This is a genomic window from Pseudomonas gozinkensis, assembly GCF_014863585.1.
GTDB classification, from domain to species: domain Bacteria; phylum Pseudomonadota; class Gammaproteobacteria; order Pseudomonadales; family Pseudomonadaceae; genus Aquipseudomonas; species Aquipseudomonas gozinkensis.
The window spans coordinates 3,571,746-3,586,587 of record NZ_CP062253.1 but is presented as its reverse complement, the minus strand read 5'-3'; the positions used below and the strand labels follow the sequence as shown (position 1 = coordinate 3,586,587).

The window sequence follows — 14,842 nt, the reverse complement described above, 5'->3', positions numbered from 1 at the left end:
CTTTTGTGTTGTCTTGATTTGGAGAATTTAGTCTCTTTATTGAGACTCTACGATCCCGAGCGCAATCATCTTCTTGTAAAGCGTCGAGCGCCCGAGCCCAAGCCGCTCAGCTGCCTCGATCACCTTGCCCCCGCATTGCGCGAGGGTGGATTGAATCAACTGTCGGTCAAACCGCTCGCGGGCCCGACTGAAGGTCTCGTTGGTTACCGGCTCTGACAGAGGCGTCAGCGTTCGCTCAACCGGTGTAAACGTGCCAATCGCGGCACGAATGTCATCCGCCGTCAGCATCAAGTCATCACTGAGCAATGCCGCTCGCTCCAGCACATTACGCAACTCGCGGATGTTTCCCGGCCAGGCATGCTGACCCAGCAACTCCAGAGCTTCGCGGTTCAACTCGTGTTGACTGCGCAGCTCCTCAAGAATCGCTTCGCTGAGCGCCGGGAGATCGTCCAGTCGTTCACGCAGCGGCGGCACCTGAATCGGCAGCACGTTGAGGCGGTAATACAAGTCGGCACGGAACTCGCCACGCTTGATCGCCGCCTCCAGATCCGTCGACGTCGCAGCAATCACCCGCACATCGCTCTGGATCACGTCGTTGGAGCCTACAGGCTCGAATTCCTTTTCCTGCAACACCCGCAGCAATTTGCTTTGCAACGGCAGTGGCATATCGCCGATCTCGTCGAGAAACAGCGTCCCGCCCTGGGCAATCCGCAACTTGCCGGTGCGACCCTTGCGATCGGCTCCGGTGAAAGCGCCGGGCGCGGTGCCGAAGAACTCGGCTTCGAGCAGCGCCTCGGGAATCGCTGCGCTGTTGATGCTGACAAAGGCCTTGTGCGCTCGAGGCGAAGCACCGTGGATGGCCTGCGCCAACAACTCCTTGCCGCTGCCGGTCTCGCCCAGCAAAAGAACCGGTGACTCGGCGCTGGCGCTGCGGCGGGCACGGCGTTTGACTTCCAGGCTGGCAGCGCTGGTGCCGATGAAGTGGGCGAAGTTGTACTTGGTCTGCCGGGCGCGCAGCAGCGAACGGGTCGAGGCCAGTTCTTCCTGCATGCTCAGGTAGCGCTTGAGCATCGGCGACAGCGTGCGCAGTTCATCGAACAGGGCAAAACCGATGGCGCCGATGACCGATCCGGCGTCGTCATGGATCGGCAGGCGCATGACCACCAGCGGTTCTTTCGGCGTGTCCTGCATGTCCAGCAGAATCGGCCGCCCGGTGCGCACCACCTCGCGCAGCAGACTGCCGGGAATCACGCTTTCGCAGGGTTTGCCAATGGCCCCGGCGGCGGAGTCGAGCCCGAAGCGTCGGGCGTAGCGTTCGTTCATCCAGACGATGTTCGCGTCCCGATCGACAATCACCGTGCCTTCACTGGATTGCTCGATGATCTCGAACAACGAGCGGATCGCCAGCGTGCGAACCCGTTGGTAATCCTTGAGGCTTTCGGTGGTGTTCATCTGACTGATCCTGAATGTGTGCCGCTTGGCCTGGCCCTATCGCTGGCAAGCCAGCTCCCACAGGGCTTTTGGTCGTTCACAAATGCCGTGTACACCCGATAAACCTGTGGGAGCTGGCTTGCCAGCGATAGCCGCAACGCGGTTCAAAGGCATGCGCTGATTATGCCTATCCCGGATGCGCCGCGGCCAACAGCTCTTTGGTATAGGGATGCTGCGGTGAGTCGAAAACGTCGTGGCTGGCGCCGCGTTCGACTACCTTGCCGTCCTTGATCACGATCATGTCGTGGGCGAGGGCGCGCACCACCGCGAGGTCGTGACTGATGAACAAATAGGTCAGGCCGTGTTTTTCCTGAAGCTGGCGGAGCAGGGCGACCACCTGTTTCTGCACGGTGCGATCCAGTGCCGACGTCGGCTCGTCGAGCAGAATCAGCGCCGGTTTGAGCACCAGTGCCCTGGCAATGGCAATGCGCTGACGCTGCCCGCCGGAGAACTCATGGGGATAGCGATGACGGCTTTCGGGGTCGAGCCCGACTTCCTTGAGCGCGCGGATCACCTGATCGTCGCACTCGGCGGCGGTGGACTGGCAATGCACCTCCAGCCCTTCACTGATGATCTGCGCCACCGACATGCGCGGGCTGAGGCTGCCGAACGGGTCCTGGAACACCACCTGCATCTGCCGGCGCCACGGCCGCATCTGTTTCTGGTCGAGGCCGTCGAGTGCCGCGCCCTGGAAGCGAATGCTGCCCTTGGAGTCGAGCAGGCGCAGGATTGCCTGACCGAGGGTCGACTTGCCCGAGCCGGACTCACCAACGATGCCCAACGTTTTACCGCGCTGTATGCTCAGGCTGATGCCGTCCACCGCGCGCAGGTATTGCTTGCGCTGGAAAAGCCCGCTGCCGACCGTAAAGTCGACTCGCAAATTCTCAACTTCCAGCACGTTCTCGCGTTCGTCCCGGGGCAGCGCTTCGCCTTCCGGTTCGGCGTTGAGCAACACGCAGCTGTAAGGGTGTTTCGGTTCGGTGAACAGGGTTTCGCACGGCGCCTGCTCGACGATCTCCCCGGCCTTCATCACGCACACCCGTTGGGCGATGCTGCGCACCAGATTGAGGTCGTGGCTGATCAGCAGCAGCGACATGCCGAGGCGCCGTTGCAGGGACTTGAGCAGCAACAGGATCTTGCGCTGTACGGTGACATCCAGGGCAGTGGTCGGCTCGTCGGCGATCAGCAGTTCAGGTTCGCAAGCCAGGGCCATGGCAATCATCACCCGTTGGCGCTGGCCGCCGGACAGCTGATGCGGATAAGCCTTCAGCCGTTCTTTCGGTTTCTGGATGCCCACCAGCTCAAGCAGTTCGATGATGCGAGCCTGAGCTTCTTTGCCGCCGAGGCCACGGTGCAGCAACAGGGTTTCGCCAATCTGCTTTTCAATCGTGTGCAACGGATTGAGTGAGGTCATCGGCTCCTGGAAGATCATGGCGATGCGGTTGCCTCGCAGGTCGCGCAGGGTCTTGGGATCGGCGCCGACCAGTTCCTGTCCACGATAACGAATGCTGCCGGTGGTCCGGGCATCGCATTCGGGGAGCAGTTGCAGGATCGAATGAGCCGTTACCGACTTGCCCGAGCCCGACTCGCCGACCAGTGCCAGGCATTCGCCGGGGCGGATGTCCAGGCACAGATTGCTAACCACGGTCTGGCCATGGAAGGCGACGCTCAGATCACGGATTTCGATCAGGTTGTCAGTCATATCAAGGATCCGTTCATGAGCGCGGGTCGAAGGCATCGCGCAATGCTTCGCCGATGAATACCAACAGGGAAAGAATCAGCGCCAGAGTGAAAAACGCGGTCAATCCGAGCCACGGCGCTTGCAGGTTCTGTTTGCCTTGACCGATCAACTCGCCCAGTGACGCGCTGCCGGCGGGCATGCCGAAACCGAGAAAATCCAGTGCGGTCAGGGTGGAAATCGCCCCGGTCAGAATAAAGGGCAGGTAGCTCAGGGTCGCGTTCATCGCGTTGGGCAGGATGTGCCGGAGAATCACTTTGCGATCGCTCAAGCCCAGGGCCCGGGCAGCCTTGACGTGCTCGAGGTTGCGCCCGCGCAGAAACTCGGCACGTACCACGTCCACCAGCGCCAGCCAGGAAAACAGCGCCATGATCCCCAGCAGCCACCAGAAGTTCGGCTCGACGAATCCCGAGAGGATGATCAACAGGTAAAGCACCGGCAATCCTGACCAGACCTCCAGCAACCGCTGACCGAGCAGATCGACCCAGCCCCCGTAATACCCCTGCAGGGCGCCGGCTGCGATGCCGATCAGGGCGCTGACGAAGGTCAGCATCAGGGCGAACAGGATCGACACCCGGGCGCCGAAGATCACCCGAGCCAGTACATCGCGCGCCTGGTCGTCGGTGCCCAGCCAGTTGACCGAAGTCGGCGGGCTCGGCGCCGGTTTGTTGAGGTCGTAATTCGGGGTGTCGTCACTGAACGGAATCGGCGGAAACAGCAGCCAGCCACCGTCCTTGCGGATCAGCTTCTGCACGTAGTCGCTGCGGTAATCGGCCTGGAACGGCAGTTGCCCGCCAAACTCCTGTTCGGTGTGGCGCTTGAACACCGGGAAATACCATTGGCCCTGATAACTGACGACCAATGGCTTGTCGTTGGCGATCAGTTCGCCGCCAAGGCTGAGCAGGAACAGGCCGATGAACAGCCATAGTGACCACCAGCCCCGGCGGTTTTTCTTGAAGCGTTCGAAACGGCGACGGCCCAGAGGCGAGAGCTTGAACATCAGGCATTCCTCGCGGCGAAGTCGATGCGCGGGTCGACCAGGGTGTAGCACAGGTCGCCGATCAGTTTTATCAGTAGGCCGAACAGGGTGAAGATGAACAGCGAGCCAAACACCACCGGATAGTCACGGGATACGGCCGCTTCGTAACTCATGCGCCCAAGACCGTCGAGGGAGAAGATCACTTCGATCAGCAACGAACCGGCGAAGAACACGCTGATGAACGCCTGGGGAATGCCCGACACCACCAGCAGCATTGCGTTGCGGAACACATGCCCATACAGCACCCGGTTTTCGCTCAGGCCTTTGGCGCGCGCGGTGACCACGTACTGGCGGGTGATTTCATTGAGGAACGAGTTCTTGGTGAGGATGGTCAGGGTCGCGAAACCGCCGATCACCAGCGCCGTGACCGGCAGCACAAGGTGCCAGAAGTAGTCGGTGATCTTGCCCAGGGTCGACAGGGATTCGAAGTTGTCGGACACCAGCCCGCGCACCGGAAACCAGTTCAGCGACGTGCCGCCGGCGAACACCACGATCAGGAACATCGCGAACAGAAATGCCGGCATGGCGTAGCCGATGATGATCGCCGTGCTGCTCCAGATATCGAAATGACTGCCGTGGTGCACGGCTTTGCGGATGCCCAGCGGGATCGACACCAGGTAAGTGATCAGCGTCGCCCACAGTCCGAGGGAAATGGTCACCGGCATTTTCTGCAGGATCAGGTCGGTGACCGTGGCGCCGCGGAAGAAGCTCTTGCCGAAATCCAGTAGCGCGTAGTTCTTGAGCATCAGCCACAGGCGTTCATGGGCCGGCTTGTCGAAGCCGTACTGTTTTTCGATGTCCTTGATCAACTGTGGATCGAGGCCGCGACTGGCGCGGGAGGTGCCGCTCATGGTCTCGCTTGCGCCGCCGCCGACACTGGCGCCGCCGATCCCCTGCAAGTGGGCGATGGCCTGTTCCACCGGACCACCCGGCGCGGCCTGGATGATCACGAAGTTGACCAGCAGAATGATCACCAGCGTCGGGATGATCAGCAGCAGACGCCGCAGTATGTAAGCCCACATCAGTGCGGCCCTCCGGGTCTGCCACGGCTGATTTTCTCGGCCGTCATCTGCTGGTTGGTCAGCGGCGTGCTGCTGATTTCCCACCAGCTCTCGATCGCTTCGTCATTGCTCGCCTGCACGGTGGGAATGCCGAAACGGTTCCACCACACGGTGGACGTGCCCGGCGGGTAATAGTTGGGAATCCAGTAGTAGTTCCATTGCAGCACCCGATCCAGCGCATGGGCATAACGCAGCATGTCGGCCTGGGTCGAGGCGCGGATCAGACCGTTGATCAAGGTGTCGACCGCCGGGTTCTTCAGCACCATGTAATTGTTGGCGCCGGGATCGTTGGCCGAAGCCGAACCGAAGTAGTTCAACAGCTCGCCGCCGGGGGAGGTGGTGACCGGGTAACCGGTGACAATCATGTCGTAGTCACGACTCATCAGGCGATTGACGTACTGCGAGGAATCGATGCGGCGGATGTCGAGGTTGATGCCGATCTGTTTCAGGGTGCGTTTGTAGGGCAGCAGCAGACGGTCCATGCCGTTCTGGCTGACCAGGAAGGTAAAGCTCAGCGGCTCGCCACGGTCGTTGACCAACTGGTCGCCATCGGGTTTCCAGCCCGCTTGTTCCAGCAGCTCCAGCGCTTGCAGTTGTTTGTCACGGATAATGCCGCTGCCATCGGTCTTCGGTGCTTCGAAGACCTGGGTGAACACTTCGTCGGGAATCTGTCCGCGCAAGGGTTCGAGAATCTTCAGCTCGGCGGCGTCCGGCAACTGGCGGGCGGCCAGATCACTGTTGGAAAAGTAACTCTGCTGGCGGATGTACATATTGCGCATCATCTGCCGGTTGCTCCATTCGAAGTCCCAGAGCATGGCCAGTGCCTGACGAACACGGCGATCCTGGAACATCGGCTTTTGCAGGTTGAACACGAAACCCTGGGCCGACTGCGGCGCTTCGGTGGCCAGATGAGCCTTTTGCAGGCGACCGTCGCTCAGGGCAGGGCTGTCATAACCGATGGAATAGCCGGTGGCGGAGAATTCACGGTTGTAGTCGTAGGCGCCGCCGCGCAGGACCTGGCGGGCGACGTCGGTGTCGCCGAAGTACTCGATACTGAAGTGATCGAAGTTGTACAGGCCACGGCTGACCGGCAGGTCCTTGCCCCACCAGTCGGGGTTGCGTTCAAAGGTGATGCTGCGCCCGGAATCGACCTTGCCGACCCGATACGGGCCGCTGCCCAGCGGCGGTTCATAGCCGCCACCACCGGCGAAGTCCCGGGTCTTCCACCAATGCTCGGGAAATACCGGCAGGGTCGCGATGTCCAGTGGCAGGGTGCGGTTTTCGTTGCTCTTGAAGTCGAAACGCACGGTGAGCGGGGCTTCGACTTCGACGCCTTTGACGTCGGCAAACTGGGTGCGATAACGCAGGCTGCCCTGGGTCATCAGCAAGTCATAGGTGTAGCGCACGTCTTCGGCGGTGATCGGCTTGCCATCGGCGAAGCGGGCCTTGGGATTGATGAAGAAGCGCAAGGACAGGCCATCATCCGAGCGTTCCATTTTCTGCGCCACCAGGCCATATACGGTGTAGGGCTCGTCGAGCGAGCGCTGGGCGAGCGGGGAGTACAGCAGGCCGTCGATCTGGCTGACGCCGATGCCTTTGTCGATATAGGGAAGAACATGGTCGAAGTGGCCGATTTCGACGGCGGAGCGGCGCATCGTCCCGCCTTTGGGCGCCCGGACGTTGGTGTAATCGAAGTGACTGAAGCCGGGCGGGTACTTTGCCGGTTCGCCATAGACGGTCATCGCATGCTGCGGTGCGGCGTCCACACCGGTGATCCCCAGCAGCAGGGTCACGGCAGTGAACATCAATGTCGGGAAAGCCAGTCGCATTGTCAGCCTTAAAGCCGGGTAATCGATAAGCGCAATTTGTACGCGAGCGGCGCGCCGTTCGCCAGCGGTGTGGTGTAACCAAAACAAAACGGCCCGCCATCAGGCGGGCCGTTGCACAGCAGGTCGGGCTGAAAATCAGTCCTGACGGCTGGTGACTTCCAGCAGGTGGTAGCCGAACTGGGTCTTCACCGGGCCTTGCACGACGTTGATCGGCGCGCTGAATACCACGGTGTCGAATTCCTTGACCATCTGGCCAGGACCGAACGAACCCAGATCGCCGCCCTGACGGCTGGACGGGCAGGTGGAGTTGGCCTTGGCCACTTCGGCGAAATCGGCGCCACCTTCAATCTGGGCTTTGAGTTCGTTGCACTTGGCTTCGCTGGAAACCAGGATGTGGCGGGCAGTGGCTTTAGCCATGGGGAAACTCTCCAATCAAATCAGTAAAGGGGGGAGCCTACCGGATTCAGTGGCCGATTTCTCGGCAAAGTTCCGTTCGCTCGTCTGATGCGCCATCTACAGATTAGCGGCTTGAAGGCGCAAGGCATGCTCGACATAGAGACTTATCGAGTCGTTCACCATGGCATGTTGTCCGGTGGCCCGCCGCAGCGTTTGCAAATGGTCGAGGGGGTAGTCGGAGCGGATCACGGTACCCAGGTGAGAACTGAAGCGACCGACAAACCCGTCGTTCTGGGCGAGCTCTGTAACGAAGTACTCCGACAGGGCGCTGCAGATCTCCTGTACCGGGCCGAGTGACGGCTCCTCGAGTTCCGGTACAACACCGCTCCAGGAGTAATAGCGAACACCATTCACCCACTCGGCACCGTGACCGCCCCAGGCCGTGGGCAGACCCTGCGGATACTTGTCATTGAAGTTGCCAACCCCTTCTGTCGTCAGGGCAGCCAGCGCAGCCAGTGCGTTGTGCGGCAATGTTGCATGCCCGCTGAGCTGGGAGAGGAAGTCGGCAAACCGTGTTGCCACGTTCTGTGCCACGACCTCCGGCAGTCTTCCAGGTATCAGCGCCTTGCGCAGGAAGTCCGCCAGTTCCGAACCGTGGTTTGGTCCGCTGACAGACGTAACGGACGCAACGTTGTGTGGGGCTAGCGCAGCAGCATAGCGTGCCGCGAGTGCGCCTTGACTGTGACCGATCAGGTTGACTTTGGTCGCGCCTGTGCCTCTCAACACAGAGTGGATTTGCGAGAGCAGTTGCTCCCCGCGTATTTCATTGTCATGGATGGCCGACAGATGAGGCACAAACACCTGCGCGCCGACGGCCTTGAGCGCCTGCTTGACGTCGTGGAACAGTTCGAACGGGCCAATGCGCTCGAATCCGAACAGGCCATGCACCAAAAGAATAGGATGGTTGGTTGTCGCATTTAGTAGCATTTTTCGTCCTTGATCGCAGATGATCGTCGATGTTTTCTGCGTGCCACTCTAAAACAGTCGTGCGCCTTGGGATGCCTGAAGAATCGCCATCATGTGTTGGAAACTGGATCAATGCGTGTGTGAATTTTCACTGCTGGATGAAATCCACTTCGGAACATTTAGACAGCTTCCGCCTCAGTGAAAGTATTTTTTCCTTTTTTGCCTACTTCCTTTAGTGCGTTTAGCCATGACTTGAACAGCGCGGAGCTGACATCGGATTGATGGTGAAGCGTTTTAAATAGAGGCTCTTCGACGCAGAGCTCAGGCGACGTGTCAATTCCAGGGAATGGAGAGGCGACTGATGAATGATGTACAAGCAACGGTCTTGCAAGAAAAGGACATATGGAAGGAGGATCACAGCGTTCAGTCGTTCGGACTCTGTCGGGAGTGTGCAGGGGATTTGCTGTTACCGGCGCCCACGCTGGACTCAATTGTTGGCGCTGTCGTTGATCCGTCATTGAGCAGGGTTGTTATAAGGATTGCGCCCTGGCCTGGAATGGCATGCGGGGACAGGGTTGTGCTGAGCTGGCATGGTCTCGATATAGAAGGATTGTCGTATCGGCACGACATTGCGAGATCCGTCAGTGAGCGTCAGTTGGGCAAGGATATGGTTCTGATCGTGCGGGATGTTCACATCGCTGCGCTGGACGGGGGCACGCTGGAAGTCTTCTGGACACTGAGCAGCGTCACCAGGTCGGCGCCTGCAACGTCATCGCGCATACAGCTGGATGTCGGAGACGTCCGCTACAGTCTGTTGCCCGTCCTCGTGGAGGATGTCGTCGGGGGCACTCTTGATCCGGCTCGCGTACCCGAGGGAACGACTGCCATCCTTCAGCCCTATGCCGGGATGAGTTCAGGCGACCGGGTGGAGTTGATCTGGCAGGGGCCTTCGCCGGAGGCATCGTTTCGCGACATCCTGATCGTAGAATCCTTTGCTGTCGGTCAGCCCCTTGTGTTCGGTGTCGCTCCCGAATTCATCCTCCCGCATCTGGGCGGCGAGGTGGTGGTCCGCTACCGTGTCGAGCAGAAAAGCGGAGCCGTTCGCGAGTCAGGCGTTACGCAAATCGGTATTGCTCCGTTGGTACGAGGCGAGCTGCCGGCCCCTCGGGTGCTTGAAGCGAATGAGGGTGTGCTTGAGGTGCAGGATGCCACCGATGGCATCAGCGTGATGATCAGTGATGCGCGGGTGGAGGAAGGCGAGCTGGTTTATCTCAAGTGTGACGGCGAGTCATTCTTCCATAGGGACGACCGAGAAATCATCGGAGGGATGGCCATGCAGCCTTTGGTCTTTATCGTGCCTTACCGGTTCTGGCGCGAGCATGTGAACACGGTTGTACGGTTGTCCTACTCGGTCGAGCGGCTGGATGATGTCAGTCAGGAATCCGGGGTGACCTTGGTGCGCGTTCAGGCTTGACCCACCGTTGTGAACGTAGCCGCCCTCCGGTTGAAACTCCGCGGAGGGCGGTGTTCATGATCAGGCCGAAGTCTGTTCCCGCATACGGTGTGCGGCGTCCAGCAGTAATTGTCTCGTGGCCTCGAACCCGAGGCAGCCATCGGTAACCGAAACGCCGTAACGAAGGGACTCGCTCAGGGGTTGGCATCCTTCGAACAGGTGCGATTCAAGCATCATGCCGATCAGAGAACGGTCGCCCTGCAAGCGCTGCTCCAGTACATGATTGAACACGTCGGGCTGGCGAAGCGGGTCCTTGCCGCTGTTGGCGTGGCTGCAGTCGACCATTATACGGCTCGGGATTTTCAGTCGGTTCAATTCGCTGTTGATCCTGGAAACGCTTTCACGGTCGTAGTTCGGCCCCTGATGTCCGCCCCGCAACACCAGATGCGTATCCGGATTGCCGAGTGTCGGGATGATTGCCGGATGGCCTTGGCTATCTACGCCGAAATGGCGATGGGGATGAGCTGCCGAGCGCATCGCATCGACGGCAATGGCGACACCGCCATCGGTTCCATTCTTGAAGCCGACCGGCATGCCGAGACCGCTGGCCATTTCACGATGGATCTGTGATTCAGTGGTACGGGCGCCAATGGCGACCCAGCTCAGCAGATCGTCGAAGTATCCGGCTGCCATGGGCTGCAGCAGTTCAGTGGCAACCGGCAGTCCGAGGCGGATCATTTCCAGCATCAGTTCGCGCGATAGCGCCAGGCCCGCAGCCATGTCGTCGCTACCGTCGAGATGAGGGTCGTATGCCAGGCCTTTCCAGCCGACGGTGGTGCGAGGTTTTTCTACGTAGGCGCGCATGACAAGCAACATGCTCTCACGGACTTCGCTGGCCAGTTGTGCGAGTTTTTCGGCGTACTCAAGCGCGGATTTGGGGTCGTGTATCGAGCAGGGGCCGACGATCACCAAGAGACGCTGGTCTTCACCATTGAGAATCGCGCGGACCGCCTGGCGGTGGGCAACGATTTGATTGCTCAGGGCATTGCTGAGCGGCAGTTGCTGCTTGAGCTGCAGCGAACTTGGCAGACGCAGGGTCAGTGCTTCGTTGGCAGAGTTCAAGGTGGACAGTGGAAGAGCAGAAACGGACGAGTTCATTTTCGGTATTCCTGGGCGGACGGCGGGGGCTTCCCGCACACTCGGCCCTACTGGGGTGTTCGACAATTGGCCGGATTGGCTACGTGTGTTGGCTTGCCACCTTTGGGTGACCGATCGGAGGCGGCAGGCTGTCCCGAGCGGGGGCTGGTAAATCGCCAGGCGGAAAAACTGTCGTAACGGTAATAAGTGGCGTAGTTCATCTGATGAATCCTCAAAGTGTCTGGTGTGTTGCTGAAAAAGTTCGGGCCTGAAAAAACAAAACCCCCGGTCGGGAGGCCGACCGGGGGTTGAGAAATCTCTGGTGGGCGACCCGTTCAAATGGGCGCCGTGTGGGTATCAGGCGCGCCAGTGGCTAAACCAATACCCAAAATAGAAGCTTGCTGGAGCAGCGCAGACACCGTTCGCCCGGGCAGCCGCACCCGAGCGCGAGGCGCTGGCGGTACGAAGCTGTGAGAGGGTGTTGAACATGAGCTGTCTCCAATGAATGCGCCGAGCTTACTAGAGGCTGCTGCGCGTCAGCAATCAGAAATTGCTATCGGAGGCACAAGAGGGACTCTATGGGTTGAGCGCCCGCCAAGGTGTGACACACTCCATTCTCTGAACTTGTGCTCAAGGACGGGCCTGAATTTGAAAAAGATAGAGGCAGGAATGAGTTTTGAGTTACGCCAGGCAACATCCGCCGACCTGTCGTTTGTGCGAGAGCTGACTTGCCGAAACATGCTCCGCTACTACATTCACTATGACCTGCTGTGGCAGGACGAGGCATTTGATGTCGCCTGGGCCGGGCGCGAAAACTGGTTGATCCTTAGTGAAGGCGAATTGATGGGGTATTTCAGTCTGAGTCGTGATGCTCGGGCCCTGTATATCCGCGAATTGCAGATCGTCGAAAGCGCTCAATGCCAGGGCGCGGGATCCTGGGCGATCGATCAGGTTATTGCCATGGCTCGGCTGGAGCGTCGCCCGGCGTTGCGCCTGACGGTGTTCAGGAACAATCCGGCGCAAAACCTGTATCGAAGAAAAGGAATGTTTGTGCAGGGCGAGGACGAGTGTTTCCTGCGAATGCAGCTTGATTTCAGTACACCTGTGCTCTGAAACCCACGGCTGGCAAGCCCTCGATGAAGAATTGAAACTTTTTATATGTCGCTTGCCGCTAGGTCTGTCCGGCACTTTTTGCTAAGGTGTCCGGCATCCCAATAAGACCATATCGCGAGGTGTCTGCTTGATTAGGGTGCTAGTGGTCGACGACCATGATCTCGTTCGTACAGGCATTACACGGATGCTGGCCGATATCGATGGCTTGCAGGTGGTAGGCCAGGCCGAGTCCGGGGAAGAATCCCTCATCAAGGCTCGTGAGTTGAAGCCCGACGTAGTGCTGATGGACGTCAAGATGCCGGGCATCGGCGGCCTCGAAGCCACGCGCAAACTGTTGCGAAGTCATCCCGACATCAAAGTGGTCGCGGTCACCGTGTGTGAGGAGGATCCGTTTCCTACACGGTTGTTGCAGGCCGGTGCGGCGGGGTATCTGACCAAGGGTGCAGGATTGCCGGAAATGGTTCAGGCCATTCGCCTGGTGTTCGCCGGCCAGCGCTACATCAGCCCGCAAATTGCCCAGCAACTGGCAATCAAGTCGTTCCAGCCCACCAACGATTCACCGTTCGATGCGTTGTCGGAACGGGAAATCCAGATTGCGCTGATGATTGTCGGCTGTCAGAAGGTGCAGATCATTTCCGACAAGTTATGCCTGTCGCCGAAAACCGTGAATACCTACCGTTACCGGATTTTCGAGAAGCTTTCGATCAGCAGCGATGTCGAACTGACGCTTCTGGCGGTTCGGCACGGCATGGTTGATGCCAGCCTCTGACCATGACTGAAACATTCGATTCGGGCGCTTTTTTATCGACCGTCAGCGGGCGCCCTGGCGTGTATCGCATGTTCGACAGCGATGCGCGTCTGCTGTACGTCGGCAAGGCCAAGAACCTCAAGAAACGCCTGGCCAGTTATTTTCGCAAGACGGGGCTGGCGCCGAAAACCGCGGCACTGGTCGGGCGTATCGCCCAGGTCGAAACCACCATCACGTCCAACGAGACAGAGGCATTGCTGCTAGAGCAAACCCTGATCAAGGAGTGGCGGCCGCCTTACAACATCCTGTTGCGCGACGATAAATCCTACCCCTATGTCTTTCTGTCTGACGGACAGTTTCCGCGCCTGAGCATTCATCGTGGGGCCAAGAAGGCCAAGGGCAAATATTTCGGTCCTTATCCGAGTGCCGGAGCGATCCGCGAAAGCCTCAGCCTTCTGCAAAAGACGTTCTTCGTGCGTCAGTGTGAGGACAGTTACTACAAGAACCGGACCCGGCCGTGCCTGCAATATCAGATCAAGCGCTGCAAGGCGCCTTGTGTCGGGCTGGTCGAACCTGAGGTTTACGCCGAGGATGTGCGTCACTCGGTGATGTTCCTCGAAGGACGCAGCCATGCGTTGACTAATGAGCTGTCGACGGCGATGGAGGAGGCTGCGATCAATCTGGAATTTGAACGTGCCGCCGAACTGCGTGACCAGATTGCGTTGCTGCGTCGGGTACAGGATCAGCAAAGCATGGAAGGCGGAACGGGTGATATCGATGTGATCGCCGCGTTCGTGAACCCGGGTGGTGCCTGCGTCCACCTGATCAGCGTGCGGGGAGGGCGGGTGCTTGGCAGCAAGAATTTCTTCCCTCAGGTTGGAATTGAGGAAGAGGTTGCCGAGGTCATGGCAGCGTTTCTGGGGCAATATTTTATCAGCAGCCCGGAGCGCGACCTGCCGAGCGAACTGATCGTAAACGTCGTGCACGAAGACTTTCCTGCGCTGATCGAGGCCATTCAGTCGTTGCGCGGGCGTGAGTTGACCATCAGTCATCGGGTGCGTGGAACGCGGGCGCGCTGGCAGCAACTGGCCGTGACCAACGCGGAACAGGCGCTGGGTGCAAGGCTGGCGAACCGTCAACACGTGGCCGCACGCTTCGAAGCGCTGGCAGAAGTCTTGAATCTTGACGAGCCACCCCAACGCCTGGAGTGCTACGACATCAGTCACTCCAGCGGTGAAGCAACGGTTGCTTCCTGCGTGGTGTTCGGTCCGGAAGGGGCGATCAAATCGGATTATCGCCGCTACAACATCGAAGGCGTAACGGCCGGCGATGATTATGCCGCCATGCATCAGGCCCTGACTCGACGCTTCAGCAAACTGAAGGACGGAGAGGGCAAGTTGCCGGATATTCTGCTGGTGGACGGAGGCAAGGGGCAGTTGTCGATGGCGCGTGATGTGCTCAACGAACTGGCTGTGTCGGATCTGATTCTGCTGGGGGTCGCGAAGGGGGCCACGCGCAAGGCCGGATTCGAGACTTTGTATCTGAATGATGCAGCAAACGAGTTCACCTTGCGGGGGGATTCGCCGGCGCTGCATCTGATCCAGCAGATTCGTGACGAGGCCCACCGCTTTGCAATCACGGGCCACCGCGCGCGGCGCGGCAAGACTCGCCGCACGTCGACGCTGGAAGGCGTTGCGGGCGTTGGGCCGACCCGTCGTCGGGACTTGTTGAAACATTTTGGTGGATTGCAGGAGCTGTCTCGTGCAAGCATCGAAGAGATCGCCAAAGCACCGGGGATCAGCAAAAAGCTAGCAGAGTCGATTTATGCAAACCTGCATAGTGAGTAGAATGCCCATTCACCTCGTAGCCAG

12 protein-coding genes are annotated in these 14,842 nt (G+C 59.4%); 4 read left to right on the top strand and 8 right to left on the bottom strand.

Going from position 1 to position 14,842, the window contains the following annotated elements; genetic code table 11:
• Nucleotides 1–36: 36 nt before the first annotated feature.
• The 7 genes from IHQ43_RS15800 to IHQ43_RS15770 form a co-directional block, all read right to left on the bottom strand.
• Nucleotides 37–1,452, bottom strand: coding sequence for a sigma-54 interaction domain-containing protein (locus IHQ43_RS15800; RefSeq protein WP_192561224.1), 1,416 nt, complete (start codon nucleotides 1,450–1,452; stop codon nucleotides 37–39).
• A 166-nt stretch (nucleotides 1,453–1,618) separates the two neighbouring features.
• The gene (locus IHQ43_RS15795; protein WP_192561223.1) at nucleotides 1,619–3,193 is read right to left on the bottom strand and encodes an ABC transporter ATP-binding protein; all 1,575 of its coding nucleotides are present in this window, start codon (nucleotides 3,191–3,193) and stop codon (nucleotides 1,619–1,621) included.
• Nucleotides 3,194–3,206: 13 nt separating this feature from the next.
• Nucleotides 3,207–4,229, bottom strand: coding sequence for an ABC transporter permease (locus IHQ43_RS15790; RefSeq protein WP_192561222.1), 1,023 nt, complete (start codon nucleotides 4,227–4,229; stop codon nucleotides 3,207–3,209).
• Nucleotides 4,229–5,290, bottom strand: a complete 1,062-nt coding sequence (locus IHQ43_RS15785; RefSeq protein WP_192561221.1) for a microcin C ABC transporter permease YejB — start codon at nucleotides 5,288–5,290, stop codon at nucleotides 4,229–4,231. The genes IHQ43_RS15790 and IHQ43_RS15785 overlap by 1 nt, the downstream gene beginning before the upstream one ends.
• Nucleotides 5,290–7,158, bottom strand: a complete 1,869-nt coding sequence (locus IHQ43_RS15780) for an extracellular solute-binding protein (RefSeq protein ID WP_192561220.1) — start codon at nucleotides 7,156–7,158, stop codon at nucleotides 5,290–5,292. Before IHQ43_RS15780 ends, IHQ43_RS15785 begins: the two co-directional genes overlap by 1 nt.
• 135 nt (nucleotides 7,159–7,293) lie before the next feature.
• Complete coding sequence (locus IHQ43_RS15775; protein ID WP_007952068.1) at nucleotides 7,294–7,575, bottom strand: peptidylprolyl isomerase; 282 nt, start codon at nucleotides 7,573–7,575, stop codon at nucleotides 7,294–7,296.
• A gap of 96 nt (nucleotides 7,576–7,671) precedes the next feature.
• The gene (locus tag IHQ43_RS15770) at nucleotides 7,672–8,541 is read right to left on the bottom strand and encodes an esterase/lipase family protein (RefSeq protein ID WP_192561219.1); all 870 of its coding nucleotides are present in this window, start codon (nucleotides 8,539–8,541) and stop codon (nucleotides 7,672–7,674) included.
• Between the two features lie 340 nt (nucleotides 8,542–8,881).
• On the opposite strand from IHQ43_RS15770, the gene IHQ43_RS15765 reads away from it, so the two are divergent.
• On the top strand, nucleotides 8,882–9,994 hold the full coding sequence (locus tag IHQ43_RS15765) for a hypothetical protein (RefSeq protein WP_192561218.1): 1,113 nt from the start codon (nucleotides 8,882–8,884) through the stop codon (nucleotides 9,992–9,994).
• 60 nt (nucleotides 9,995–10,054) lie between these two features.
• On the opposite strand, the gene IHQ43_RS15760 is transcribed toward IHQ43_RS15765, so the two are convergent.
• On the bottom strand, nucleotides 10,055–11,131 hold the full coding sequence (locus IHQ43_RS15760; RefSeq protein WP_192561217.1) for a 3-deoxy-7-phosphoheptulonate synthase: 1,077 nt from the start codon (nucleotides 11,129–11,131) through the stop codon (nucleotides 10,055–10,057).
• A 648-nt stretch (nucleotides 11,132–11,779) separates the two neighbouring features.
• Between IHQ43_RS15760 and IHQ43_RS15755 the strand changes: the two genes are divergently transcribed.
• The 3 genes from IHQ43_RS15755 (at nucleotide 11,780) to uvrC (ending at nucleotide 14,818) form a co-directional block, all read left to right on the top strand.
• Nucleotides 11,780–12,223 (top strand): GNAT family N-acetyltransferase, encoded by a 444-nt coding sequence (locus IHQ43_RS15755; protein ID WP_192565010.1) that lies wholly within the window; start codon nucleotides 11,780–11,782, stop codon nucleotides 12,221–12,223.
• Between the two features lie 127 nt (nucleotides 12,224–12,350).
• Nucleotides 12,351–12,992 (top strand): response regulator transcription factor GacA, encoded by a 642-nt coding sequence (gene gacA / locus IHQ43_RS15750; RefSeq protein WP_032829778.1) that lies wholly within the window; start codon nucleotides 12,351–12,353, stop codon nucleotides 12,990–12,992.
• Nucleotides 12,993–12,994: 2 nt separating this feature from the next.
• On the top strand, nucleotides 12,995–14,818 hold the full coding sequence (gene uvrC, locus IHQ43_RS15745; RefSeq protein WP_192561216.1) for an excinuclease ABC subunit UvrC: 1,824 nt from the start codon (nucleotides 12,995–12,997) through the stop codon (nucleotides 14,816–14,818).
• Nucleotides 14,819–14,842 lie beyond the last annotated feature (24 nt).